General features: G+C 64.0%; 23 protein-coding genes. 13 read left to right on the forward strand and 10 right to left on the reverse strand.

Annotated features, from left to right (window positions below):
* Positions 1-123 precede the first annotated feature (123 nt).
* On the reverse strand, positions 124-909 hold the full coding sequence (locus DFK10_RS12750) for an inositol monophosphatase family protein (RefSeq protein ID WP_109389420.1): 786 nt from the start codon (positions 907-909) through the stop codon (positions 124-126).
* Between the two features lie 67 nt (positions 910-976).
* Complete coding sequence (locus tag DFK10_RS12755; protein WP_109389474.1) at positions 977-1,882, reverse strand: LysR family transcriptional regulator; 906 nt, start codon at positions 1,880-1,882, stop codon at positions 977-979.
* An 84-nt stretch (positions 1,883-1,966) separates the two neighbouring features.
* Here DFK10_RS12755 and metF point away from each other — a divergent pair, with 84 nt between their 5' ends.
* A complete protein-coding gene (gene metF, locus DFK10_RS12760) occupies positions 1,967-2,830 on the forward strand; it encodes a methylenetetrahydrofolate reductase [NAD(P)H] (RefSeq protein WP_109389421.1) in 864 nt (287 codons plus the stop codon).
* A gap of 12 nt (positions 2,831-2,842) precedes the next feature.
* On the opposite strand, the gene DFK10_RS12765 is transcribed toward metF, so the two are convergent.
* Both DFK10_RS12765 and DFK10_RS12770 read right to left on the reverse strand, forming a co-directional pair.
* Positions 2,843-3,589 (reverse strand): rhomboid family intramembrane serine protease, encoded by a 747-nt coding sequence (locus tag DFK10_RS12765; RefSeq protein ID WP_109389422.1) that lies wholly within the window; start codon positions 3,587-3,589, stop codon positions 2,843-2,845.
* A gap of 33 nt (positions 3,590-3,622) precedes the next feature.
* Positions 3,623-4,480, reverse strand: coding sequence for a helix-turn-helix domain-containing protein (locus DFK10_RS12770; RefSeq protein WP_109389423.1), 858 nt, complete (start codon positions 4,478-4,480; stop codon positions 3,623-3,625).
* A gap of 109 nt (positions 4,481-4,589) precedes the next feature.
* Here DFK10_RS12770 and DFK10_RS12775 point away from each other — a divergent pair, with 109 nt between their 5' ends.
* The 3 genes from DFK10_RS12775 to DFK10_RS12785 are packed head-to-tail and all read left to right on the forward strand — an operon-like array spanning position 4,590 to position 6,632.
* Positions 4,590-4,796 carry a DUF2061 domain-containing protein gene (locus tag DFK10_RS12775; RefSeq protein ID WP_109389424.1) on the forward strand — a complete coding sequence of 69 codons (207 nt, stop codon included), beginning with the start codon at positions 4,590-4,592 and terminating at the stop codon, positions 4,794-4,796.
* Positions 4,789-5,709 carry a fatty acid desaturase gene (locus DFK10_RS12780; RefSeq protein WP_109389425.1) on the forward strand — a complete coding sequence of 307 codons (921 nt, stop codon included), beginning with the start codon at positions 4,789-4,791 and terminating at the stop codon, positions 5,707-5,709. The genes DFK10_RS12775 and DFK10_RS12780 overlap by 8 nt, the downstream gene beginning before the upstream one ends.
* A gap of 20 nt (positions 5,710-5,729) precedes the next feature.
* Entirely contained in the window at positions 5,730-6,632 is a 903-nt protein-coding gene (locus DFK10_RS12785) for a DMT family transporter (RefSeq protein WP_109389426.1), read from the forward strand.
* Here DFK10_RS12785 and DFK10_RS12790 read toward each other — a convergent pair.
* Together DFK10_RS12790 and DFK10_RS12795 are read right to left on the reverse strand one after the other, a co-directional pair.
* Positions 6,629-7,318, reverse strand: a complete 690-nt coding sequence (locus DFK10_RS12790) for an NUDIX hydrolase (RefSeq protein WP_109389427.1) — start codon at positions 7,316-7,318, stop codon at positions 6,629-6,631. The genes DFK10_RS12785 and DFK10_RS12790 overlap by 4 nt on opposite strands.
* A 39-nt stretch (positions 7,319-7,357) precedes the next feature.
* Positions 7,358-7,750 carry a DUF983 domain-containing protein gene (locus tag DFK10_RS12795; RefSeq protein ID WP_109389428.1) on the reverse strand — a complete coding sequence of 131 codons (393 nt, stop codon included), beginning with the start codon at positions 7,748-7,750 and terminating at the stop codon, positions 7,358-7,360.
* Between the two features lie 194 nt (positions 7,751-7,944).
* Between DFK10_RS12795 and DFK10_RS12800 the strand changes: the two genes are divergently transcribed.
* The 4 genes from DFK10_RS12800 (at position 7,945) to DFK10_RS12815 (ending at position 9,962) form a co-directional block, all read left to right on the forward strand.
* Positions 7,945-8,427 carry an EF-hand domain-containing protein gene (locus DFK10_RS12800; RefSeq protein ID WP_109389429.1) on the forward strand — a complete coding sequence of 161 codons (483 nt, stop codon included), beginning with the start codon at positions 7,945-7,947 and terminating at the stop codon, positions 8,425-8,427.
* Positions 8,428-8,522: 95 nt separating this feature from the next.
* A complete protein-coding gene (locus DFK10_RS12805; RefSeq protein ID WP_109389430.1) occupies positions 8,523-9,110 on the forward strand; it encodes a sigma-70 family RNA polymerase sigma factor in 588 nt (195 codons plus the stop codon).
* A complete protein-coding gene (locus DFK10_RS12810) occupies positions 9,094-9,465 on the forward strand; it encodes a hypothetical protein (RefSeq protein ID WP_109389431.1) in 372 nt (123 codons plus the stop codon). Before DFK10_RS12805 ends, DFK10_RS12810 begins: the two co-directional genes overlap by 17 nt.
* Positions 9,462-9,962, forward strand: a complete 501-nt coding sequence (locus tag DFK10_RS12815) for a periplasmic heavy metal sensor (protein WP_109389432.1) — start codon at positions 9,462-9,464, stop codon at positions 9,960-9,962. The genes DFK10_RS12810 and DFK10_RS12815 overlap by 4 nt, the downstream gene beginning before the upstream one ends.
* Before the next feature lie 4 nt (positions 9,963-9,966).
* Here the strand turns inward: DFK10_RS12815 and DFK10_RS12820 are convergent, their stop codons facing one another.
* A complete protein-coding gene (locus DFK10_RS12820; RefSeq protein WP_109389433.1) occupies positions 9,967-11,352 on the reverse strand; it encodes a diguanylate cyclase in 1,386 nt (461 codons plus the stop codon).
* A gap of 92 nt (positions 11,353-11,444) precedes the next feature.
* Here DFK10_RS12820 and DFK10_RS12825 point away from each other — a divergent pair, with 92 nt between their 5' ends.
* The 3 genes from DFK10_RS12825 (at position 11,445) to DFK10_RS12835 (ending at position 14,061) form a co-directional block, all read left to right on the forward strand.
* The gene (locus tag DFK10_RS12825; RefSeq protein ID WP_109389434.1) at positions 11,445-11,723 is read left to right on the forward strand and encodes a DUF3572 domain-containing protein; all 279 of its coding nucleotides are present in this window, start codon (positions 11,445-11,447) and stop codon (positions 11,721-11,723) included.
* A 1-nt stretch (position 11,724) separates the two neighbouring features.
* The gene (locus DFK10_RS12830; protein ID WP_109389435.1) at positions 11,725-12,414 is read left to right on the forward strand and encodes an HAD family hydrolase; all 690 of its coding nucleotides are present in this window, start codon (positions 11,725-11,727) and stop codon (positions 12,412-12,414) included.
* 87 nt (positions 12,415-12,501) lie between these two features.
* A complete protein-coding gene (locus DFK10_RS12835) occupies positions 12,502-14,061 on the forward strand; it encodes a trimethylamine methyltransferase family protein (protein WP_109389436.1) in 1,560 nt (519 codons plus the stop codon).
* Between the two features lie 103 nt (positions 14,062-14,164).
* Here the strand turns inward: DFK10_RS12835 and glyA are convergent, their stop codons facing one another.
* Positions 14,165-15,460, reverse strand: a complete 1,296-nt coding sequence (gene glyA / locus DFK10_RS12840; protein WP_109389437.1) for a serine hydroxymethyltransferase — start codon at positions 15,458-15,460, stop codon at positions 14,165-14,167.
* 192 nt (positions 15,461-15,652) lie between these two features.
* Between glyA and DFK10_RS12845 the strand changes: the two genes are divergently transcribed.
* Positions 15,653-16,426 (forward strand): NAD kinase, encoded by a 774-nt coding sequence (locus tag DFK10_RS12845; RefSeq protein ID WP_109389438.1) that lies wholly within the window; start codon positions 15,653-15,655, stop codon positions 16,424-16,426.
* Between the two features lie 376 nt (positions 16,427-16,802).
* Here the strand turns inward: DFK10_RS12845 and prpE are convergent, their stop codons facing one another.
* On the reverse strand, positions 16,803-18,695 hold the full coding sequence (gene prpE, locus DFK10_RS12850) for a propionate-CoA ligase PrpE (protein ID WP_109389439.1): 1,893 nt from the start codon (positions 18,693-18,695) through the stop codon (positions 16,803-16,805).
* A gap of 209 nt (positions 18,696-18,904) precedes the next feature.
* Positions 18,905-21,184, reverse strand: coding sequence for an NADP-dependent malic enzyme (locus tag DFK10_RS12855; RefSeq protein WP_109389440.1), 2,280 nt, complete (start codon positions 21,182-21,184; stop codon positions 18,905-18,907).
* Positions 21,185-21,368: 184 nt separating this feature from the next.
* On the opposite strand from DFK10_RS12855, the gene DFK10_RS12860 reads away from it, so the two are divergent.
* Positions 21,369-21,761: a cytidine deaminase gene (locus DFK10_RS12860; protein ID WP_109389441.1), complete on the forward strand. Its 393-nt coding sequence runs from the start codon at positions 21,369-21,371 to the stop codon at positions 21,759-21,761.
* The last annotated feature ends 1 nt before the right edge of the window (position 21,762 follow it).

Genomic DNA, 21,762 nt, shown 5'->3' on the forward strand with positions numbered 1-21,762 from the left:
CGATTGATGCGCGGTTGACCGGCCCCATCTTTCTAAGAGAATCCGGCCCGCACAAGACAAGCCCCCGGTGTCCCAGTGGGTCCGGGGTGCGGCCTCTGGCTTACTGTCCGGTGTTGGGGCGTGTCAGCCCCGAATGACCTTGGCGAATTTCTCGAAGATCGGTTCCGCGGCGCAGATCAACTCGCCGTCGGCCATGATATCGCCCTCGGGGTTCAGCGGCTCGATGATGCCGCCCGCCTCCTTGACGATGATGATCCCCGCGGCGATGTCCCAGGCGTTCAGGCGGCGTTCCCAATACCCGTCGTAGCGGCCGGCGGCCACATAGGCCAAATCCAGCGATGCCGCGCCCCAGCGCCGCACGCCGGCACAGGCGGGCAGAAGGCGGCCCAGGTCCCGCAGCGTGGCGGGCAGGTCCGATCGGCCCCCGAAGGGCAGGCCGGTGGAAAAGCAGCATTCGATCATCTTGGTGCGCCCCGACACGCGCAGGCGGCGGTTGTTCATCCAGGCGCCTTCGCCCTTCTCGGCGAAGAAGCACTCGTCCTTCACCGGGTCATGGACCACACCCGCCACGATCTTGCCCTTGTGTTCCAGCGCAATGGAAATCGCCCAATGCGGCATGCCGTGCAGGAAATTCGTGGTGCCGTCCAGCGGGTCGACGATCCAGCGGCGGGTCGGATCCTCGCCCTCGATCTCCTGACCCTCTTCGCCCAAGAAACGGTATGTGGGCCGCGCCTCCATCAGAGCGGTGCGGATCATCTCCTCGGCATTGCGGTCGGCCCGGCTGACGAAATCGCCCGGTCCCTTGGTCGAGACCTGAAGGTTCTCGACCTCGCCGAAATCCTTGAGCAGGGCCCGGCCGACGCGGCGGGCGGTGCTGGTCATGACGTTGAGGTTGGCGCTGCCGGTCATCGAGGGACTCCTTCGGGCGGGATCAAGCCGCGCGTATAGGCAATCGCGCGGGCCGGAACAAGGGGGGTCAGCCCCGTTGCAGGCGCACCGCCTCTTGCCGGGCGAGGCGCGCCAGATGTGCCATGAAGGGCAGGTCGGAATCGACCGTGCGGACGGCGGCGAACAGGCGCCGGGTGATGCCCTGTTCCGTCAGCGGGCGGGTGATGTAATCCGACCCGAACCGCGTCTGGCGCAGCACCCAATCGGGCAGCACGGTCACCCCGCGTCCCGAGGCGACCAGAAGCAGGATCACCGCTGTCAGTTCCACCGGCCGGATCGCAGCAGGCTCGACCTTGGCCGGGGCCAGGAATTGCGAGAAGATGTCCAGCTTGGTCCGGTCGACCGGGTAGGTGATCAGGGTTTCGCCCCGAAAATCCCCGGGTTCGACAAAGGGTTTCGCCGCCAGAGGGTGGTTTGCAGCCGCCACGAAGACCGGTTCGTAATCGAACAGCGGCAGGTAGGTGACGCCGGGAATGTCCTCCGGGTCCGAGGTGATGACCAAGTCCACCTCTTCCTTGATCAGGGCCGGCATGGCATCGAAGGCCAGCCCGGCGCGAATGTCCACGTCCACGTCTGGCCAGGCTTTGCGGAACTGTTCCAGCACCGGGAACAGCCATTCGAAACAGGCATGGCACTCGATGGCGATGTGCAACCGGCCGGCACGGCCCTGGACCAACCCCTCGAATTCGGCCTGAAGCGCCTCGACCTCGGGCAGGATGCGCTCGGCGGCTGCCAGCAACCGCTTGCCCGCAGGCGACAGTTTCAGCGGCTTGGACCGGCGCACGAACAGCTCGACCCCGGCCTGGTCCTCGATCCCCTTGATCTGGTGACTCAGCGCCGACTGGGTGATCCCCAGCATGTCGGCGGCACGGGCCAGCCCGCCGGTTTCGTGAATGGCCTTGATGGTGCGCAAGTGGCGAAATTCAATATGCATGGTTTTCATGATGGTGTTCGAAGTTATGAATTTGTCTCACAAGTCCGGTCGTGGGACAAGGCGAGGAAATCAATGGAGTGCCCCATGACCCGCCCAGCCCTGTCCTTCGAATTCTTCCCGCCCAAGTCGTTGCCGCAATCCTTCCGCCTTTGGGACTGCGTGACGGCCCTGGCCCCGCTGGGTCCGGACTTCGTGTCGGTGACCTATGGTGCGGGCGGCACGACGCGCAAGCTGACCCACGAGGCGGTCGAGGCGATCGGGGCGCAGACCGGGCTGGACGTGGCCGCGCATCTGACCTGTGTCGAGGCCAGCAAGGAAGAAACGCTGGCCATCGCCGATCAATATCGCGCAGCTGGCGTGAACCGCATCGTCGCCCTGCGAGGCGACCCGCCAAGAGGGGCAGGCCGGTTCGTGGCGCAACCGGACGGGTTTTCCGGCTCGGTCGAGCTGGTGGGCGCGCTGGTTGATCGCGGTTTCGACGTGACCGTCGGGGCCTATCCCGAACGCCATCCCGACGCGGTCGACCATGCTGCGGATATCGAGCATCTGAAACGCAAGATCGACGCCGGGGCCGATACCGCGATCACGCAGTTCTTCTTCGAGGCGGAAACCTTCTTCCGGTTCCGTGATGCCTGTGAAAAGGCCGGGATCGACGCGACGCTGATCCCCGGCATCCTGCCGGTGGAGAACTGGACTGGGACGCGGCGCTTCGCGCAGGCCTGCGGCACCACGATCCCGCCGATCGTTGCGGATGCCTTCGAGAACGCGGAACGCGACGGGGGTGCCGATCTGCTGGCCACGGCACTGGCAACCGAGCTTTGTGATGACCTGCTGCAGGGCGGGGTCGAGCACCTGCATTTCTACACGCTCAACAAGCCCGAACTGACCCGCGATGTCTGCAACGCGCTGGGCATTCAACCCCGGGTCAAGCTTCAGAACGTCGCATAACCGCTGCGCCGGTCATTTTCGCCGGCGCACCCGCGGCACCGAGCTGTCCATGAAGTCATATTGCGCCTCGGGGTGGGGCGGATGCCCCTCGGTGCGCACCCAGTAGCGCCGCGCACCGCGCCGAAGCCAGACCGGCAGGGTCATGGCGAACCCGGCTACGAACCCCCCGACATGGGCCCAATAGGCCACGCCACCCCCCGACAGGTCGGCGCTGAGGCCGTTGAAGAATTGCAGCCCGAACCACAGCCCGAGGACGATCCAGGCCGGGAACGGGATGATGCGGATGATCACGATCAAGAAGATGAAGACGTCCACCCGCGCCCGGGGGAACATCAGAAGGTAGCCGCCCATGACACCGGCAATTGCGCCCGAGGCGCCCACCATGGGCACGCGGCTTTCCGGGTCGGGGAGGTATTGCAGCCAGGCGGCGGCCAGCCCCGCCAACAGGTAGAACACGAGGAATCCCACGTGGCCCAATTCTTCTTCCATGTTGTCGCCATAGATCCAAAGGAACAGCATGTTGCCACCCAAGTGCATCCAGCCGCCATGCAGGAACATATGAGTCAGGATGCCGGTGTAGCCCTGTCCTTCGCTGACCAGCAGGGGAAAAAAAGCGTAATCGACATAGAAATCCCATTGCTGGGCCTGTGTCTGAACGATTGCCATATCATAGAGAAAGACCGCGATGTTGATCGCGATCAGGGCGAAGGTCACAAACGGGACCTTCTCGGAGGGGTTGTGATCGCGGATGGGCAACATGGCGGAGTGTCCGTAACTGGGAATTCCAAGACCCTAGATCGCCTTTCGCAGGTCGTCCAGAAACGCCGGCAATTCGCGTGAACTCACCAGCGCCTCGCGCACCAGCAAGTCGAAATGGCGGGTCATGAATTGAACCCGGTCGGTATCGCGGAACGCCAGGTAATTCTGCCCAAGATACAGAACCGCCATGAGCGGCCCGAACACCGTCACTGGGGCCGAGAACAACTGCCGCGCATCGAACAGGTGGAACCGCACTGTGGGATAAAGCTGATCGTGCAACTCGGCCATGCGGTCGATCTGGGCCCGGCGAAGCGGGGCCGCCAACCCCTGGTAATACCCCGTGCTCTTGGCAAAACTTGTGAGTTCATAGACCGGAACGGCGATTTCGTAGTCCGATCGCGCCTGACGCATCCAGTCCAGCCGGTCCTGTGACGCGCCCAACGCCTGTTCGATGCTGCGCCCAAGGGAAGGCTCGTATTCCCACTTCAGAACCTCGGGTGTCTTGAACATGTCAGGCAGTCCGGCCGGCACATGCCGCACCTTGTAGCCGGCGGCCTCCTGGTGCCAGTCGAAGATCTGTTCGTCGACCAGTGCGCGGGGGGCCTTGGTGATTTCCATCGACGCCGCAACCAGATCGGCGGCGCGCTCTGGCCGGTCGGTCAGGCCCAGCAGCCAGTCCGCCGAAACGCCGAGTGCCCCCGCGCACTCGGCCACGACCTGGGCGTTGGGCAGTCGCGCGCCCCCCTGTCCCAGCAATTGGGACACGGTCGAGCGATCCACCCCGGCCTGCCTTGCCAGTCCGGCCTGTGTCATGCGCCTTTCGCCCATCGCCTCGGAAAGGCGGTCGCGAAACAGGGCGGCGCGGGCGAGTTTGTCTATTTTTGTCATCATATGACGCAAAATATCATCAAAAGTCGCATTTGTTAACGTGAAACCAACTGGTCCGACACCGACCGGTGGGACAGGAAAGAACGAGGTAAAGGCAACACGTGAGGACCCGATGGAAACCCGTCGCCGCAGTTTGGCCAAGGCCATCCTCTGGAACATGATCGGACTGCTATGCATGTCGCTTATAGGGTTGGCGATGACCGGATCGGCCGCGATCGGAGGCGCCATGGCGGTCGTCAATACGGTCCTGGGGTTCTGCCTTTACGTGATCTACGAAAGGCTGTGGGCGCGCATCGACTGGGGACGCGTCGATGTCTGAGCCTCGGCTGTCCGCATTCGGGCTTTCAGCGCTCAAGATCGAATGGCCGACCCTTGGCCTCGTGCTTGGCTGCTATGCGGTTTGGGGTCTGAGCCTGTTCCTGTTGCCGACCGTTTCGCTTGTCGGGGCGGTTCTGCTGTTGGGGGTCGCCATCGCCTTTCATTCTTCGCTTTGCCACGAGGCGATCCACGGCCACCCCTTCACATCGGACCGGCTGAACGCGGCGCTGATGTTTCCGGCGCTGGCCTTGATCGTTCCCTATGCGCGGTTTCGCGACACGCACCTGGCCCATCACCGCGACGAACACCTGACCGACCCCTATGACGACCCGGAATCGAACTACCTCGATCCGGCACGCTGGACCCTGCTGGCGCGGCCTGTTCAGGCGCTCTTGCGGGTCAACAACACGCTTGTGGGCCGCCTGGTTCTGGGGCCGGTGATCGGCACCGTGTTCTGGCTCCGGGGGGACGTTCAGGCGCTTCGGGCCGGAGACCGGCCGGTGATCATGGGCTGGCTGGCACATATCCCGGCGGTGGCGCTTGTGATCTGGCTGGTCACGCTATCACCCATGTCGTTCTGGGCCTATGCGATTTCCGCCTATCTGGGCCCGTCCCTGCTGAAAATCCGCACCTTCCTCGAACACCGCGCCCATGAAAAGGCCCGCGCCCGCACGGTCATCATCGAAGATCGCGGCCCGCTGGCGCTGCTGTTTCTTAACAACAATCTGCACGTCGTTCACCACATGCACCCGCAGGTGCCCTGGTATCGCTTGCCCGCCCTCTACCGCGCCAATCGCGACCACTATCTGCGCCGCAACGAGGGCTATCGCTATCGCTCCTACGGTCAGGTTTTCCGACAGCATTTCCTGCGTGCCAAGGACCCGGTGCCGCATCCGCTCTGGCCGCAGGATTGATTTCCGGCCTATAGGGGCCCATGGAACCCTGGGTCTGGATCACTTTTGGCGCCGCGCTGGCGCAAACCTTGCGCTTCACGCTGCAAAAGCACCTGTCCACGGGGCGCTTGTCGGCGGCGGGGGCAACCTTTGCGCGTTTTGTCTATGCGGCGCCGTTGGCCGCATTGATCGCGCTTGGCTACGGGCAGTTCTCGGCACAGCCGATCCCGGTCATCCCATCGACATTCTGGGCCTATGCCCTGATGGGCGGCATCAGCCAGATCCTGGCCACGATCTGCGTTGTCCTGCTGTTCCAGCACCGCAACTTCGCCGTCGGCATCACGTTCAAGAAGACCGAGGTCATCCTGTCGGTGCTGATGGGTCTGCTGATCCTGGGCGAGGGTGTCAGCTGGCTGGGATTCGGCGCGATCCTGCTGGGGCTGGTGGGGGTTCTGCTGCTTTCGGACCCGCCGGGCGGGCAGGGGCGTTGGCTCCGCCGGATCAGCAATCGGGCCGCAGGGCTGGGGCTTGCCTCGGGGGTGTTCTTCGGCATTTCGGGCGTGGGCTATCGCGGTGCGTCGCTGGCATTGGAAAGCGGCGATGCCTTCCTGCGGGCCGTGGTGACGCTGGCGTTTGTGACGGCATTGCAGACCTTGCTGCTGGGCGCCTGGTTGGTCTGGCGCGAAAGTGGGCAGGTGCGGGCGGTCTTCGCCGCGTGGCGGGTTGCGGGGCTGGTCGGCCTCACGTCGCTTGTCGGGTCGATCTGCTGGTTCACCGCATTCACCTTGCAGACGGTGGGCTATGTCAACGCCGTAGGGCAGGTGGAGTTGATCTTTTCCCTTGCCGTCGGCGCACTTGTATTCCGCGAAAAGATCACGGCGAGGGAACTGGCCGGCATCGGCATCCTCACCGCTTCGATCGTGGCACTGGTTCTGGTCGCCTAGACGCCGTCGAGCGGTGAGCGCCCGGCGAGCCGCGTGATCAGGTGCCGTTCGTCCTCGTGATGAAAGAAGGGCACCTGCTCGGGCGGGCCATCGCGGTTTAGCCCGGCGGCGATCTCGGCCAGCACCACCTCGGTGATGAAGGGCAGGTCGAGCGCGCGCGCCTCGGACAGTGGCACCCAGTGCAGGTAGCTGAGTTCTTCTTCCGCGCGCGAGAAATCGTCGGGGTTTGTAGTCAGGGCGTCAGCCTCGACCAGGAAGAACCGCGCATCGAACCGCCGGGGCGGCCCGGGCGGGGTAATGGCCCGGAACACGAATTGTAGCGGCGCGGCGTCGGGCCAATGCCCGCTGGCGGCGAATCCGCGCCAGCCGCGGGGGGCGTCGGGCCATTTGCCAGGCACCCCGATCTGTTGGCCGGTTTCTTCCCAAAATTCCCGGATCGCGGCGGCGGCCAGCCCATGCGGGCTGCGATCACTGTTCTCGGCCAGCCGGTCCGCGCAGGGCTGGCGCAAGGGACGCCCGAAAGGGACGGTTTCGTCCACCGCGTCGACCGCGCCGCCCGGAAACACGAATTTCGACGGCATGAAGGCCGCCCCGGCGCCGCGCTGGCCCATCAGGATCTTCGGCGCGGTAGACCGATCGCGCAGCACGATCACCGTGGCCGCGTCGCGGATCTCACGCTTGTCCATTTTCGTCGTCCCTCGCTGAACGGCTGGGGCCGGCCGGTGCTAGGTCCCGAACCCGTGCATCCGCCGGGACCACTGGATATTGACCACCAGCCCCTTCATTCGTGGCAGAAGGTATAGCGACAGCGCCACGCAGCCAATGGTAAAGGCGGTGGCCATGACCAGAGGATCTGGCCGGAAATGGGTAAAGACCACATGGATGATCGGCGCCATCAGGTGCCCGACGATCAGGATCGTCAGGTAGGCCGGGCCGTCGTCGGCCCGGTGGTGGCTGAGCGTCTCCTGGCAGGCCGGGCAGTGATCGGCAACCTTGAGATAGCCGTCGAACATGATCCCGTCGCCGCAATTGGGGCAGCGTCGGCGTAGCCCGCGCAAGATGGACCGTTTCATCGGCCGGTCGTCTTCCGTGGCAAGGTTCTTGGACTGTTCTGTCATCGCGTGCCTCTTTGAAGACCTTACAGGTGGCGTGGGCGGGCCGTGAATGGAAGGGGCGAAAATGTCGCCGCGTCGGGATGTCGCGCGGCAGGAAGTTGGCAGCCCCGCGACGGAACCCTCCGCTTCGACCGTTAGAGGGATAGACGGCGCTGCAAACCCGGTGTCGTGAAACAGAAATCGAAAGGAAGATATCCATGACACGCAAGACCCCCCTGCTGATCGCCGCCCTGACCGCGGGTTTCGCCCTGACCGTCAGCGCCGAGGCGCGCGGGTTCGGCGCCGGCCACGGGCCCAAAGCCCAGATGCCCAGCTTCGAGGAAATGGACCTCGATGGCAACGGTGCCCTGACAGCCGAGGAGATGCGCGCGGCCATGCAAGCCCGCATGCAGGCCCGGTTTGAGGCAGCTGACACTGACGGCGATGGTGGGCTGAGTGCAGAGGAAATGACGGCGATGATGCAGGCCCGCATGGCAAACCGTATGGAGCGTCATCTGGACCGGGCGGATGAAAACGGCGATGGCCTGCTGCAGATCGAGGAAATGCAGGCGATGGGTGGCAAGGGGTCGCGTGATGGTGCCATGTTCGACCGCCTTGATAGCAATGGTGACGGCACGCTCGACGCCGAGGAATTCGCCGCCCTTCAGGACCGCATGGGCGGTCGGATGCATCGCAACTGATCGGCGGTGTGGGGCGCGTGCAACCAGTCCCGGTTTTCCTTCGTCGCGCGCGCCCGCCTTGCCGGAGGCGAAAGATGTGGCTACGCCCCTGAAACATGAGTTCGGACCCCGTGTTGGACAGTCAAAGCGACGAGACCCTGCTGGCCGCCTATGCGCGCGGCGAACGGGACGCGGCGCGCATTCTGAGCCGGCGGCTTCTGCCGCGTGTGCTAGGCCAGGCGCATCGCATGCTCGGAGACCGGGCCGAGGCCGAGGACGTGGCGCAGGAGGCGATGCTGCGCCTGTGGCGCATCGCCCCCGACTGGGAAGCGGATCGTGCCAAGGTAACGACATGGCTATACCGGGTCGTGGCGAACCTGTGCACCGACCGGCTGCGCAAGTCCGGTCGCGCAGTGGCGCTGGAGGCGGCCCCCGAGCCCGAGGATACAGGGCCGACTGTCGCTGCCGGCCTGCAGGATCGCGCACGGCACATGGCCTTGAGGGCGGCATTGGCCGATCTGCCGGACCGCCAGGCCAAGGCCGTGACCCTGCGGCATCTCGAAGAACTGCCCAACCCGGAGGTGGCACGCATCATGGGGGAAAGCGTGCGCACGGTGGAAAGCCTGGTGGCACGGGGGAAGAAAGGATTGATTGCGCGCCTGCGGGGGCGCAAGGCAGAATTGGGGTATGACGATGACGGATGAACGCGACGAAGATCTGTTCCGCGCGACGGTTGAAACTGCCCGGCGACGAACGGCCGAGCCCGATGATGCGCTGCTGGACCGGGTCATGGCGGATGCGGATCGCGAACTGGCCATACGGGCGCCGCGGGCCGTGACACCCCGCGCGCGTCGCTCGGCCGCAGCGGTGCTGCTGGCCGCCCTGGGCGGCTGGGGCGCCGTTGGCTCGATGACGACGGCAACGATCCTCGGTATCTGGATCGGAGTGGCCCAGCCGGATGGGTTGAATGCGCTGTCGCAGGCATGGTCGGGCGGCGACACGGTTGAGGTGCCACTGACTGGCGTCGAAACCCTGGTCGGGCTGGAGGGCTTGCTATGAGCGAAAAAACCACCCCCGCCAATGGTCGCGAGAAACGCTGGCGGCGTTGGCTTCTGGTCATCTCGCTCGGGCTCAACCTGCTGGTTCTCGGGCTGGTGATCGGCATGGTGCTGCGTGGCGCGCCGCCGGGCGGACCGGGCGGCCGGGTTGACCTGACCGTTGGTCCGCTGTTGCGCGCACTGGAGGACGACGACCGCAGCGCCATTCGTTCGGGCCTGCGACGTGCCCATCCGTTCGACCGCGATACCCGTATCGCCATGCGCCGCGACATGGACGAAATGCTTGCCGTTTTGCAGGCCGAGCAATTCGACGGCGCGGCATTGCGCGGTATCATGGAACGTCAATACAGCCGGCTGCAGACCGTCCAGATCGCCGTGGCCGATCAGTTCGTCGCACATGTGGCCGGCATGACCACGACCGAGCGTCTCGCCTTGGCCGAGCGGTTCGAAGCCGAGCTGGACCGGGCCTTGCCGCCCCGCCCTCATGGGCGGGACTGATGGCTCAGGCGGCGGAAAGGCTGACAGTGTTGCGCCCGGACCCCTTGGCCGCGTAAAGCGCAAGGTCGGCAGCGCGCACCAGGTGATCGGTGCCTTCGGGGATCACCGGGTTCGGATCCGGACCGGACAGGCTGACCCCGATCGACATGGTGACATTGATCGCCTCGCCGTGGCCAAGGAAAAACGGCGTGTCCGAAATGAGCCGGCAGAACCGCTGAGCGGCCTTGCGGGCATGGTCGGTGTCGCTGTCCGGCATGGCGACCAGGAATTCCTCGCCTCCGATCCGTGCCAGAAGGTCGACAGCGCGAACATTGGCGCGCAACCTGTCCGCCACCTGTTGCAGGATCTCGTCGCCGGCCGCGTGGCCATAGGTATCGTTGATCAGTTTGAAGTGGTCGATATCCAGCACCATGACCGCGATCTGGCGGTCTGTTTCCTTGCTCCGATCAACCATCTTTTCGAGGTGTGGCAAGGCATAGCGGCGGTTGAACAGTCCGGTCAGCGGATCTGTCACCGCTGCCTGCAGGCCGGTCTGCACCGTGTCGCGCAACTGATCGGCGCGCTGCTTGTCGGCGATAAGGTTCCTGGCCCGCAAAACGACCTCCTGTGTGCTGGCACCGGCCAGGACGAGGTCGTTCGCGCCAAGGTCCAGCGCCATGGCCTGGATATTGGTCATATCGGCGGGAAGGACGACAAGGATCGCGGCGTGGCGCGTATCCGTTCGGCTGCGCAGCTCCGACAGTAGGCGATAGAGTTCGGTTTCGCGCAGGGTGAAGTCCTGCCCGTCGATCAAAAGCAGGTCACCCGGCAGCCGCGTGGGTAAGCCGGATCCGGGCGCGATCCTTTCGCCGCTCAACCGGACATTGCCGCAATCCGCGAAATTCTGTTCGGCGAAGCGCAGGAAACGGGTGCTGGAAGACAGCGCCAAAACCGTTGCGCAGCGTTCGAACCCCGCCTGGACCTCGGCAAAGCCAAGCGCGCGACGGGTATCCTCGCGCAGGCGGAGTTCGCGGTTGGTGTCGCGGGCTCGAAGCAAAGACCGGATGCGGGCCTGCAGGATCTGGTCGTTCAGAGGCCTGCCCAGAACGTCATCGGCGCCCGCCTGCAAGGCACGCACCCTGTCATCTGGATCGAGGAAGCTGCCCGTCGCGATGACGGGGATCAGGGCGGTGTCGGGGTCCGTCTTGAGCGTGTTGCAGAACTCTAATGCGGCGGCAGTATCTGCCGTGACGTCCAGAACCACGAGGTCCGGCGGCGTCCGGTCAATCTCGGCCCGGGCCATGTCGAGCGTTTCACAAGGACGCACACGATGCTGCGCGGCCAGAAGTTTGACCTTGAGAACGATGCGGTTGGTGGCCACATTGTCGACAATCAGGATGTCGCCGGGCATTATTCTGACCTTTCACAGGGCGTTTGCCTTCCCGAGAACAAAATTCGGCCCTATTCGTTAAGAAACAGTTTCTACGGGGGTAATCCGCGCAAATGAAGCGTGAACAGGCCGAAAGAATCGCCATTCAGGCACTGGGCTGGCTGGCGTCGCATGACGAGCTTTGCCCTGTTTTTCTTGGCTCGTCCGGTGCGGCTGCCGAGGATTTGCGCTCGCTTGCGCAAGATCCCGCCTTCCTTGCTTCGGTGCTGGAATTCGTCACCATGGATGATGTCTGGGTTGTAGAGTTCTGCGACCTGAACAACCTGAAGTATGAAGATCCGTTAAGGGCGCGCTATGCTCTGCCCGGCGCGGAACAGGTGCACTGGACCTGACATGAGGGTGGCGGGGCTTCTATTCGACAAGGACGGCACGCTGTTCGACTTCCAGGCAACATGGGGGTCCTGGACCCGCGACCTCTTGCAGCAGGAAGCTGGCGGCGATCCCGGCCTGCTTGCGGCGTTGGCCACGGTTCTGGGCTATGACCTAGACAAGGCGCGGTTCCACCCTGACAGCCTTGTGATCGCCCATACCGCCGACGAGGTCGCCGACGCGATCCTGCCCCTGCTGCCGCCGCAACCCAAAGCGGCCCTGGTCGACCGGATGAACGCCGCCGCTGCGCGCGCGCCGCAGATCGAAGCGGCGCCGCTTGCACCGCTCCTGGAATCGCTGGCGGCCGATGGTTATCGCCTTGGTGTCATGACCAACGATGCCGAGGTTCCGGCGCGGGCGCATTTGTCGGCGGCCGGGGTCGAGGGCCTGTTCGACTTCATCGCGGGTTTCGACAGCGGCCATGGCAGCAAGCCCGACCCCGACCCCCTCCTGGCCTTCGCAGACCGGGTCGGGCTGGCCCCGTCGGCCTGCGCCATGATCGGCGACAGCACGCATGACCTCCTGGCGGGACGAGCCGCCGGGATGACCTGTATCGGGGTGCTGACCGGACCGGCCGACCGTGACGCCTTGATCCCCTTCGCGGACGTGGTGCTGCCGTCCATCGCGCATCTTCCCGGCTGGCTGCGACACTGATCTTTCTGTCCGCGACGCGAAATGTCGCAAAACGGATCGCAAGCGTCGCCCTACCTGTCAGATTTGCGGGACAGGACAGGAGGACACATGCCCGACGCACCCACCCGCCGCCGCCGATCCGGTGGCCGCGCCGCCAATACCGCCCGCCGGGGAGGTTTGCAGATCAACCAGATGCCCTGGCGGCTGCCGCGCAACACCGATGCCCCGACCGAGCCGCTCGGCCCCGACGGCGTGCAGGCGATCCATGACGGAGCCATGCGTATCCTCGAAGAGATCGGGATCGAGTTCCTGAACGAGGAGTCGCTCGAGATCTTCAAGGAGGCGGGCTGCAAGGTCGATGGCACCAATGTCAGGATGGGCCGCGACTGGGTCATGGAAATGATCGGCAAGGCCCCCGCCAGTTTCGAGATCGCGGCCCGCAATCCTGCCCATAACATCACGCTTGGCGATGGACATATCCTGTTCGGGAACGTGTCCTCGCCGCCCAATTACTATGACCTGGAGATCGGCAGGAAGGTCTCGGGCAACCGCGAACAGTGCGCGAACCTTTTGCGCCTGACCCAGTATTTCAACTGCATTCATTTCGCCGGTGGATATCCGGTCGAACCGGTCGATATTCATCCCGGCGTGCGGCATCTAGACTTGCTGTTCGACAAGCTGACTCTGACCGACAAGGTCATGCACGCCTATTCCCTGGGCAAGGAACGCGTCGAAGACGTGATGGAGATGGTGAAGATCGCCAACGGCATCACGGAGGAAGAGTTCCGCCAGAAGCCCTATATGTATACCAACATCAACTCCACCTCGCCGCTCAAGCATGACATCCCGATGATCGACGGCTGCCTGCGTTGCGTGCGTCGCGGGCAGGCGGTGGTGGTGTCGCCCTTCACGCTGGCCGGGGCGATGGCGCCGGTGACGATGTCGGGTGCCGTGGCGCTGTCCCTGGCCGAGGCACTCTCTGCCATTGCCCTGTTCCAATACGTGGCCCCCGGTGCAGCCTGTGTGATCGGCACCTTTACCTCGAATGTCGACATGAAATCCGGGGCGCCGGCCTTTGGCACGCCGGAATACATGCGCGCGACGCAGATGACCGGCCAGATGGCCCGCTTCTACGGGTTGCCCATGCGGGCCTCGGGCGTTTGCGCAGCCAATGTGCCCGATGGGCAGGCCATGTGGGAGACCAGCAATTCCCTGTGGTCCGCGGTGCAATCGGGCACCAACATGGTCTATCACGCCGCCGGCTGGCTGGAGGGCGGGCTGATCGCCAGCCCCGAAAAGTTCATCATGGATTGCGAGGTGATCCAGATGATCCAGCGGTATTTCGAGCCCGCCATCGTGGATACCAGCCCCGACAGCATCGCCGTCGAAACGATCGCCGAGGTCGGCCCGAACGGTCATTATTTCGGCGTCCAGCACACGCAGGACCGCTATGAAGAGGCCTTCTATTCCCCCTTCCTGTCCGATTGGCGCAATTTCGAGGCATGGGAACTGGCCGGTGGCGTCTGGACCGCCGAGCGGGCGCATTCCATGTTCAAGGAAATCATCGCCAACTTCGAAGAACCGCCCATGGATATCGCCGTGCGCGAGGAACTGTCGGCCTTCGTCGAACGGCGCAAATCCGAAGGCGGCGCGCCAACGGACTTCTGAGGCGGGGCGGATGGCAATTCCGGAGATTTGATCCCCAATGAACCTTCCGGTGCGGGCGCTGTATCGCCCGCACCGGTTGGTGTCCGGCGCGGGCGATATGGGGTTACAGGTCCGGGTAGAGCGGGAACTTCTCGCACAGGGCCTCGACCTCGGCCTTGACCTTGGCCTCGACCGCACGGTTGCCCTCTTCGCCATTGGCGGCCAGCCCGTCGACCACCTCGGTGATCCAGTCGGCGATCTGGCGGAACTCGGCCTCGCCGAAGCCGCGCGTGGTGCCAGCGGGCGAGCCCAGGCGGATGCCGCTGGTGACCATCGGCTTTTCCGGGTCGAACGGGATGCCGTTCTTGTTACAGGTGATATGGGCCCGTTCCAGCGCCTTCTCGGTCGCGTTGCCCTTCACGCCCTTGGGGCGCAGGTCGACAAGCATGACGTGGCTGTCGGTGCCGCCGGTAACGATGTCCAGACCGCCCTTCATCAGCTGGTCGGCCAGCGCCTGGGCGTTCTTGACCACCTGTTCCTGGTAGGCCTTGAATTCCGGGCGCAGCGCCTCGCCGAAGGCAACCGCCTTGCCGGCGATGACATGCATCAGCGGACCGCCCTGAATACCGGGGAAGATGGCCGAGTTGCACTTCTTGGCGATGTCCTCGTCATTGGTGACGATCAGGCCGCCGCGCGGGCCGCGCAGGGTCTTGTGAGTGGTCGAGGTCGCGACATGGGCATGTGGGAAGGGCGAGGGGTAAAGCCCCGCCGCCACAAGGCCGGCGAAATGCGCCATGTCGACCATCAGATACGCGCCGACACTGTCGGCGATCTCGCGCATCTTGGCAAAGTCGATGATCCGCGGAATGGCCGAGCCGCCGGCGATGATCATCTTCGGTTGGTGTTCGGTGGCCAGCTGCTGGATCTGGTCGTAATCGATTTGGCTGTCCTGCTTGCGCACGCCGTACTGCACGGCATTGAACCACTTGCCCGACTGGTTCGGCTTGGCGCCGTGGGTCAGGTGGCCGCCCGCATCGAGGCTCATGCCGAGGATCGTGTCGCCGGGTTGCAGCAGCGCGGTGAAGACGCCCTGGTTGGCCTGGCTGCCGGAATTGGGCTGCACGTTCGCGAACTGGCAGGAGAACAACTCGCAGGCGCGTTCGATGGCCAGGTTTTCGGCAATGTCCACATATTGGCAGCCGCCATAGTAGCGCCGGCCCGGATAGCCTTCGGCGTATTTGTTGGTCATGACGGAGCCTTGGGCCTCCATCACCGCGGCCGAGACGATGTTCTCGGAGGCGATCAATTCGATCTCGTGGCGCTGGCGGCCCAGCTCTTTCTGGATCGCGCCCCAGATTTCCGGATCGCGAGAGGAAAGCGGCTCGGTGAAGAACCCGTCGGTCTTGGTGGAATTGGTCATTTTGTCCTCCTTGGCGGCTGCCGGATCGGGCCGGCGGGCAAACGTTCCGTGGCTTGATATGGGGCAAAATCGCGACGGGAAAGGCCCAAAGCGACGCAGAGACCTCTATTGGCGTCCGATAGCGGTATCCGCGGGGGGATTGCGTTTCCTTTCGGCGCATCGGACAAGTAACAGGAAACAACGGATGGACCCATGGCCCCGAACCCCGCCCCCAACCTCGCCTTCGTCGCCAGCGATGCGCCCATTGCCAAACAGGCCGCCACGGCGCTGGCAAACCGGTATGGGGCGGTGACCGAGGACCAGGCTGATATCATCGTGGCGCTGGGCGGGGACGGGTTCATGCTGGATACGCTGCACAGGACCCAGCACCTGGAAACGCCGGTCTACGGGATGAACCGTGGCACCGTCGGCTTCCTCATGAACGAATATGCCGAGAACGGGCTGCGTGAGAGGCTGGCAAAAGCCGAGGAAGAGGTCATCAACCCGCTGCGGATGCGGGCGACCTCTATCGACGGCACGACCCATGACGCGCTGGCGATCAACGAGGTGTCGCTGCTGCGCGCCGGGCCGCAAGCGGCCAAGCTGCGAATCTACGTGGACGGCAAACTGCGCATGGCCGAACTGGTCTGTGACGGCGCGCTTGTCGCAACCCCCGCCGGATCGACCGCCTATAACTATTCCGCACACGGTCCGATCTTGCCGATCGGCTCGGACGTTCTGGCGCTGACGGCCGTGGCTGCCTTCCGGCCGCGCCGCTGGCGTGGGGCGCTATTGCCAAAAGCGGCAGGGGTGGTGTTCGAAGTGACCAATCCCGAAAAGCGCCCCGTCATGGCGGATGCCGATGGCAAATCGGTGCCCAACGTGGCCGAAGTGCGCGTGCATTCGGCCGAGGATGTCTCGCACCGGTTGCTTTTCGACCCCGGCCACGGATTGGAAGAACGGCTGATCCGCGAACAATTCGCCTGAAGCCTTTGCCGGCCGCAAAAGGTTAACAGAATCATGCTGTCTGTGACAAAAGTCACAGAACAAGTCGGCCGCAGCGGTGAGAGTGGAGTCTCGGCATCCCGCGCCGGATAGCAGAGTATTTCAAGCGTAGAATTTTAGGTGCGGGATGTTTGGCCAAGTCAGTCTCGTGACTCCCGTCGTGGACTGACAGGTAGCCGGGTTGGGAAGTGAGTGGCTCTCTTGACCTCGGTCTGCCGGGGCCGTCGTCGGTCTCGTTCTTTTTGTCCCAACTCAGGGGGTGTGACTGACGACGGTTCCCTTGGTCCGGATCCGTTGGATCAAGTGCGAAAGGGGCGGCCCGTTCAGGTCGCCCCCTTCGTTTTTTGTCGCTGAAGGCTCAGCCCTTTGGATAGCCGATCGTCTGCAACGCATCCCTGATTTCGTCGAGGATGGCAGGGTCATCGATGGTCGCTGGCATCTTGAACTCCTTGCCATCTGCGATGGACACCATGGTGCCGCGCAGGATCTTTCCCGACCGCGTCTTGGGCAGGCGATCCACGACCACTGCCAGTTTGAAGGCGGCCACCGGGCCGATCCTGTCCCGAACCAGCTTGACGCATTCCTTGGCAATTTCGTCATGCGGGCGGTCCACACCGCTGGACAGGCAGAGGAAGCCGACCGGCAATTGGCCCTTCAATTCGTCACTGATTCCGATCACGGCGCATTCGGCCACGTCCGGATGGCTGGCCAGCACCTCTTCCATGCCGCCGGTGGACAGGCGGTGCCCCGCGACGTTGATGACGTCATCGGTACGGGCCATGATATACAGGTAGCCGTCCTCGTCGATCATGCCCGCATCGCCGGTCTCGTAATAGCCGGGGAAGGTGGTCAGGTAGGATTTCTTGAACCGGTCCTCGGCGTTCCAAAGCGTCGGCAGCGTGCCCGGTGGCAACGGCAATTTGACCGCGATGGCGCCAAGTTCACCCGGTGCCATCTGGTTGCCGCCTTCATCAAGGATCTGAACGTCATAGCCCGGCATGGCCACGGTCGGGCTGCCCAGCTTGACGGGCAGGGGTTCGATCCCCACCGGGTTGCCGGCGATGGTGTAGCCGGTCTCGGTCTGCCACCAGTGGTCGTAGACCGGCTTGCCGGTCATCTTCTGGGTCCACTCGATGGTATCGGGGTCGGCCCGTTCGCCAGCCAGGTAGATGGCACGCAGGCCCGACAGGTCGTATTTCTTGACGAATTCGCCCTTGGGATCTTCGCGCTTCACGGCGCGGAACGCGGTGGGCGCGGTGAAGAAGCTTTTCACGTCATGTTCTTCGATGACCCGCCAGAAGGTGCCCGCATCGGGGGTGCCGACGGGCTTGCCCTCGAACACGATGGTGGTGTTCCCGGCGATCAGCGGCCCGTAGCAGATATAGGAATGGCCGACGACCCAGCCCACATCCGAGGCGGCCCAGAAGACTTCTCCGGGGTCGACATTGTAGATGTTCTTCATGGTCCAGTTCAGCGCCACCAGGTGCCCGGCCGTGGGACGCACGACCCCCTTGGGCTGACCGGTCGTGCCGGATGTATAAAGGATATAGGCCGGATGGTTGCCCTCGACCGGGACGCATTCCGCGGGTTTCACCCCGAATTGAAAGCCGTGCCAGTTGACGTCGCGCCCTTCTTTAAGCTCGGCAACTTCCTGTTCGCGCTGGAAGATGACACAGAAATCCGGCTTGTGCTCTGCCATCTCGATGGCGCCATCGAGCAACGGTTTGTAATGCACCACGCGGCCCGGCTCCATCCCGCAAGAGGCAGCGATGATCGCCTTGGGCTTGGCATCGTCGATGCGCACCGCCAATTCGTTGCTGGCGAAGCCGCCGAAGACGACCGAATGAATCGCGCCCAGACGGGCGCAGGCCAGCATCGCCTCCAGCGCTTCTGGGATCATCGGCATATAGATGATGACCCGGTCCCCCTTTTCCACGCCCTTGGCGCGCAGGGCGCCTGCCAGGTTGGCCACCCGGTTGCGCAGCTCGACATAGGAAATCTCGCGCTTGGTATGGGTGATCGGGCTGTCGTAGATGATGGCGGTCTGTTCACCCCGGCCCTGTTCGACGTGGCGGTCCACCGCGTTCCAGCAGGTGTTCACCTTGGCCTCGGCAAACCATTCATACATGTGGTCGCCGCGATCGAAGAGTGCCTGTTTCGGGGCTTCGACCCAGTCGATGGCCTGGGCCGCCTCCATCCAGAACCCTTCCGGATCGGCCTTCCAGCCCTCGTAGACTTCGCGATATCCCATATCCTGTCTCCTCCAGTTCGTTGCAAAGGGGATAGGGCAGGGGCCGCCCTCGCGGCAAGCGCCTTAGCGCCTTCCCGTGGCAATCCGACGCGAATTATTTGCAGACTTGGCAGAGCGGGTCCGCAAATATTTGCAAACCACCGACATTCGGCAATTTTGGGGCAAATCGCGCGCGGTGGCTGCAAACTTGCAAACCAAATCCGGCGGAATCACCCGTAATGCTGCACCGGCGTTCCGGCAATCGCGGCCATGTTCAGCAACCCGCGCGCGGTGATGCCGGGCGTGACGACGTGGGCGCGGTTCCCCATGCCCATCAGGATCGGGCCGACCTCCAGCCCGCCGCCCTTCATCTTGAGGATGTTGCGCACGCCAGAGGCCGCGTCGGCATGGCCGAAAATCAGAACATTGGCCGCGCCTTCAAGCCGACCGCCCGGCAACAGTCGGTCGCGCAGGTCAGGGTCCAGCGCCGCGTCGACATTCATCTCGCCCTCGTACTGGAAATCGGTCTCCATCCCGTCGAGGATCGCGATGGCCTCACGCAGGCGCTTGCCCGAGCCTTCGGACTGGTTGCCGAATTGAGATTGCGAACAGAAGGCGACTTTGGGTTCCACACCGAAACGTCGGGCATGACGCGCCGCCCCCAAGGCGACCTCGGCCAGGTTATCGGGGCTGGGCAACGACCAGACATGGGTGTCGGCGAGGAAAAGCGGCCCGTCTTCGAGAATCATCATCGACAGCGACCCGTGCGGGCGGTGCGTCTTGTCGCCCAGGACCTGCGTGACGTAGTTCAGGTGCCAGCGGTATTCCCCGAACGTGCCGCAGATCAGGCTGTCGGCCTCGCCGCGCTGGACCATGACCGCGCCAATGGCGGTGTTGTTCGTGCGCATGATGGCGCGCGCCAGGTCGGGTGTGACACCGCGACGGGCCATGATCTGATGGTAGGTGCCCCAGTAGTCGCGATAACGGGGGTCATTTTCGGGGTTCACGATCTCGAAATCTCGGCCCGGCCGCACCACCAGCCCGGCGCGTTCGCAGCGCGCCTCGATCACTTCGGGGCGGCCGATCAGGATCGGTTTCTCGGTGGTTTCCTCAAGGATCGCCTGTGCGGCGCGCAGCACGCGTTCATCCTCGCCCTCGGAAAAGACGATGCGGCGCGCGGCCTGGCTGGCGGCCATGAAGACCGGGCGCATGAGCAGGGCCGATTTGAAGACGCTTTCGTTGAGCTTCTGCTTGTAGGCCTCGATATCGGTGATGGGCCGGGTGGCCACGCCGGTTTCCTGTGCCGCCTTGGCAACCGCGCTGGACACCACGGCAGACAGGCGCGGATCGAAGGGTTTCGGGATCAGGTAGTCCGGCCCGAAATTCAGCTGCTCGCCCTTGTAGGCTGCGGCCGCCTCGGCGCTGGTCGTGTGGCGCGCCAGTTCCGCGATTCCGTCGATGCAGGCCAGCTGCATGGCGTCGTTGATCTCGGTCGCGCCGGCATCCAGGGCCCCGCGGAAGATGAAGGGGAAACACAGGACATTGTTGACCTGATTTGGAAAATCGCTGCGGCCGGTGGCAATGATCGCATCCGGGGCAACCTCGCGGACGGCGTCGGGCAGGATCTCGGGCGTGGGGTTCGCCAGGGCGAAGATGATGGGCTGGTCCGCCATCTTCTGAACCATCTCGGGCTGCAACACGCCAGGGCCGGACAGGCCAAGGAACAGGTCGGCCCCTTCGATCACGTCATCCAGCGTGGCAGGGGTGTTGCCTTGGGCATAGGCGGCCTTTTGCGGGGTCATTTCGGTTTCGCGGCCTTCGTAGACCAACCCCTCGATATCGCAGAGCCAGACGTTTTCACGCTTCACGCCCAGTTTCAGCAGCATGTTCAGACAGGCGATGCCGGCCGCGCCGCCGCCGGTGCTGACGATCTTGATATCCTCGAAGGCTTTGCCGGCGACGCGCAGCGCATTGGTTGCCGCCGCGCCCACCACGATGGCGGTGCCGTGCTGGTCGTCGTGGAAGACGGGGATATTCATCCGTTCGCGGCAGATCTCTTCGACGATGAAGCAATCCGGGGCCTTGATGTCTTCCAGGTTGATGGCGCCAAAGGTTGGCTCCAGGGCGCAGACGATCTCGGCCAGTTTCTCGGGGTCTCTTTCGTCCAGCTCGATGTCGAAACAGTCGATCCCGGCGAACTTCTTGAACAGGACGGCCTTGCCTTCCATCACTGGCTTGGAGGCCAGCCCGCCGATATTGCCCAGTCCCAGCACGGCGGACCCGTTCGAGACCACGGCGACAAGGTTTCCGCGTGCGGTGTAATCCCGTGCGGTGTCCGGGTCGGCCTTGATTTCGAGGCAGGCTTCGGCAACGCCGGGGGAATAGGCGCGGGCCAGGTCGCGGCCATTGGCCAGAGGTTTGGTCGCGCGGATCTCCAGCTTGCCCGGTTTCGGGTTGCGGTGATATTCCAGCGCCGCGTCGCGCAGGGATGTCTCGGAGCTGTCGGCCATAGCGTGTCTCGTTTCGTTATTTGTTTAACGTTAAACAATATTTTGGGTGGCTTTGGAACCCGCCATTCCCATCAATCACGAATAGGCTCTATCTTGCAAATCCGAATGCGTGCGGCGCGACCGGATGCCAAGGCTTGCATCCCCCCGGCCGCCATCCCAATCTGGTGTCCGGAGGTGTTCGATCATGTCGCTTGTTGAAGAGGCCCGCTTTGTCCGGGAAAATGCCTATGTGCCCTATTCGAAATTCAAGGTCGGTGCGGCGATCAGGGCCGCCAGCGGCGCGGTCTATCGCGGCGTGAACGTTGAAAACGTGGCCTATCCGGAAGGCACCTGCGCCGAGGCCGGGGCCATCGCCGCCATGGTCGCTGCCGGGGATACGGCCATCGCCGAGGTCGCCGTCATCGCGGACAGCCCGGTGCCGGTCTCTCCGTGTGGCGGCTGCCGGCAGAAATTGGCGGAGTTCGGGGCGGGCGATGTCAAGGTCACGCTTGCCACGACGGACGGGGCGACGTTCGAAACAACGATCGGCGACTTGCTGCCCGGGGTCTTCGATGCCCACCAGATGAGTCGGGCCTGAG

The organism is Salibaculum griseiflavum, from assembly GCF_003129565.1.
In the GTDB taxonomy this organism is placed as follows: domain Bacteria; phylum Pseudomonadota; class Alphaproteobacteria; order Rhodobacterales; family Rhodobacteraceae; genus Salibaculum; species Salibaculum griseiflavum.

Bases quoted from the DNA above. Each gene is read 5' to 3' on its own strand.
- DFK10_RS12750 (WP_109389420.1), bottom strand. From the start codon at position 909: ATGACCGGCAGCGCCAACCTCAACGTCATGACCAGCACCGCCCGCCGC.
- DFK10_RS12755 (WP_109389474.1), bottom strand. From the start codon at position 1,882: ATGCATATTGAATTTCGCCACTTGCGCACCATCAAGGCCATTCACGAA.
- metF (WP_109389421.1), top strand. From the start codon at position 1,967: ATGACCCGCCCAGCCCTGTCCTTCGAATTCTTCCCGCCCAAGTCGTTG.
- DFK10_RS12765 (WP_109389422.1), bottom strand. From the start codon at position 3,589: ATGTTGCCCATCCGCGATCACAACCCCTCCGAGAAGGTCCCGTTTGTG.
- DFK10_RS12770 (WP_109389423.1), bottom strand. From the start codon at position 4,480: ATGATGACAAAAATAGACAAACTCGCCCGCGCCGCCCTGTTTCGCGAC.
- DFK10_RS12775 (WP_109389424.1), top strand. From the start codon at position 4,590: ATGGAAACCCGTCGCCGCAGTTTGGCCAAGGCCATCCTCTGGAACATG.
- DFK10_RS12780 (WP_109389425.1), top strand. From the start codon at position 4,789: ATGTCTGAGCCTCGGCTGTCCGCATTCGGGCTTTCAGCGCTCAAGATC.
- DFK10_RS12785 (WP_109389426.1), top strand. From the start codon at position 5,730: ATGGAACCCTGGGTCTGGATCACTTTTGGCGCCGCGCTGGCGCAAACC.
- DFK10_RS12790 (WP_109389427.1), bottom strand. From the start codon at position 7,318: ATGGACAAGCGTGAGATCCGCGACGCGGCCACGGTGATCGTGCTGCGC.
- DFK10_RS12795 (WP_109389428.1), bottom strand. From the start codon at position 7,750: ATGACAGAACAGTCCAAGAACCTTGCCACGGAAGACGACCGGCCGATG.
- DFK10_RS12800 (WP_109389429.1), top strand. From the start codon at position 7,945: ATGACACGCAAGACCCCCCTGCTGATCGCCGCCCTGACCGCGGGTTTC.
- DFK10_RS12805 (WP_109389430.1), top strand. From the start codon at position 8,523: ATGAGTTCGGACCCCGTGTTGGACAGTCAAAGCGACGAGACCCTGCTG.
- DFK10_RS12810 (WP_109389431.1), top strand. From the start codon at position 9,094: ATGACGATGACGGATGAACGCGACGAAGATCTGTTCCGCGCGACGGTT.
- DFK10_RS12815 (WP_109389432.1), top strand. From the start codon at position 9,462: ATGAGCGAAAAAACCACCCCCGCCAATGGTCGCGAGAAACGCTGGCGG.
- DFK10_RS12820 (WP_109389433.1), bottom strand. From the start codon at position 11,352: ATGCCCGGCGACATCCTGATTGTCGACAATGTGGCCACCAACCGCATC.
- DFK10_RS12825 (WP_109389434.1), top strand. From the start codon at position 11,445: ATGAAGCGTGAACAGGCCGAAAGAATCGCCATTCAGGCACTGGGCTGG.
- DFK10_RS12830 (WP_109389435.1), top strand. From the start codon at position 11,725: ATGAGGGTGGCGGGGCTTCTATTCGACAAGGACGGCACGCTGTTCGAC.
- DFK10_RS12835 (WP_109389436.1), top strand. From the start codon at position 12,502: ATGCCCGACGCACCCACCCGCCGCCGCCGATCCGGTGGCCGCGCCGCC.
- glyA (WP_109389437.1), bottom strand. From the start codon at position 15,460: ATGACCAATTCCACCAAGACCGACGGGTTCTTCACCGAGCCGCTTTCC.
- DFK10_RS12845 (WP_109389438.1), top strand. From the start codon at position 15,653: ATGGCCCCGAACCCCGCCCCCAACCTCGCCTTCGTCGCCAGCGATGCG.
- prpE (WP_109389439.1), bottom strand. From the start codon at position 18,695: ATGGGATATCGCGAAGTCTACGAGGGCTGGAAGGCCGATCCGGAAGGG.
- DFK10_RS12855 (WP_109389440.1), bottom strand. From the start codon at position 21,184: ATGGCCGACAGCTCCGAGACATCCCTGCGCGACGCGGCGCTGGAATAT.
- DFK10_RS12860 (WP_109389441.1), top strand. From the start codon at position 21,369: ATGTCGCTTGTTGAAGAGGCCCGCTTTGTCCGGGAAAATGCCTATGTG.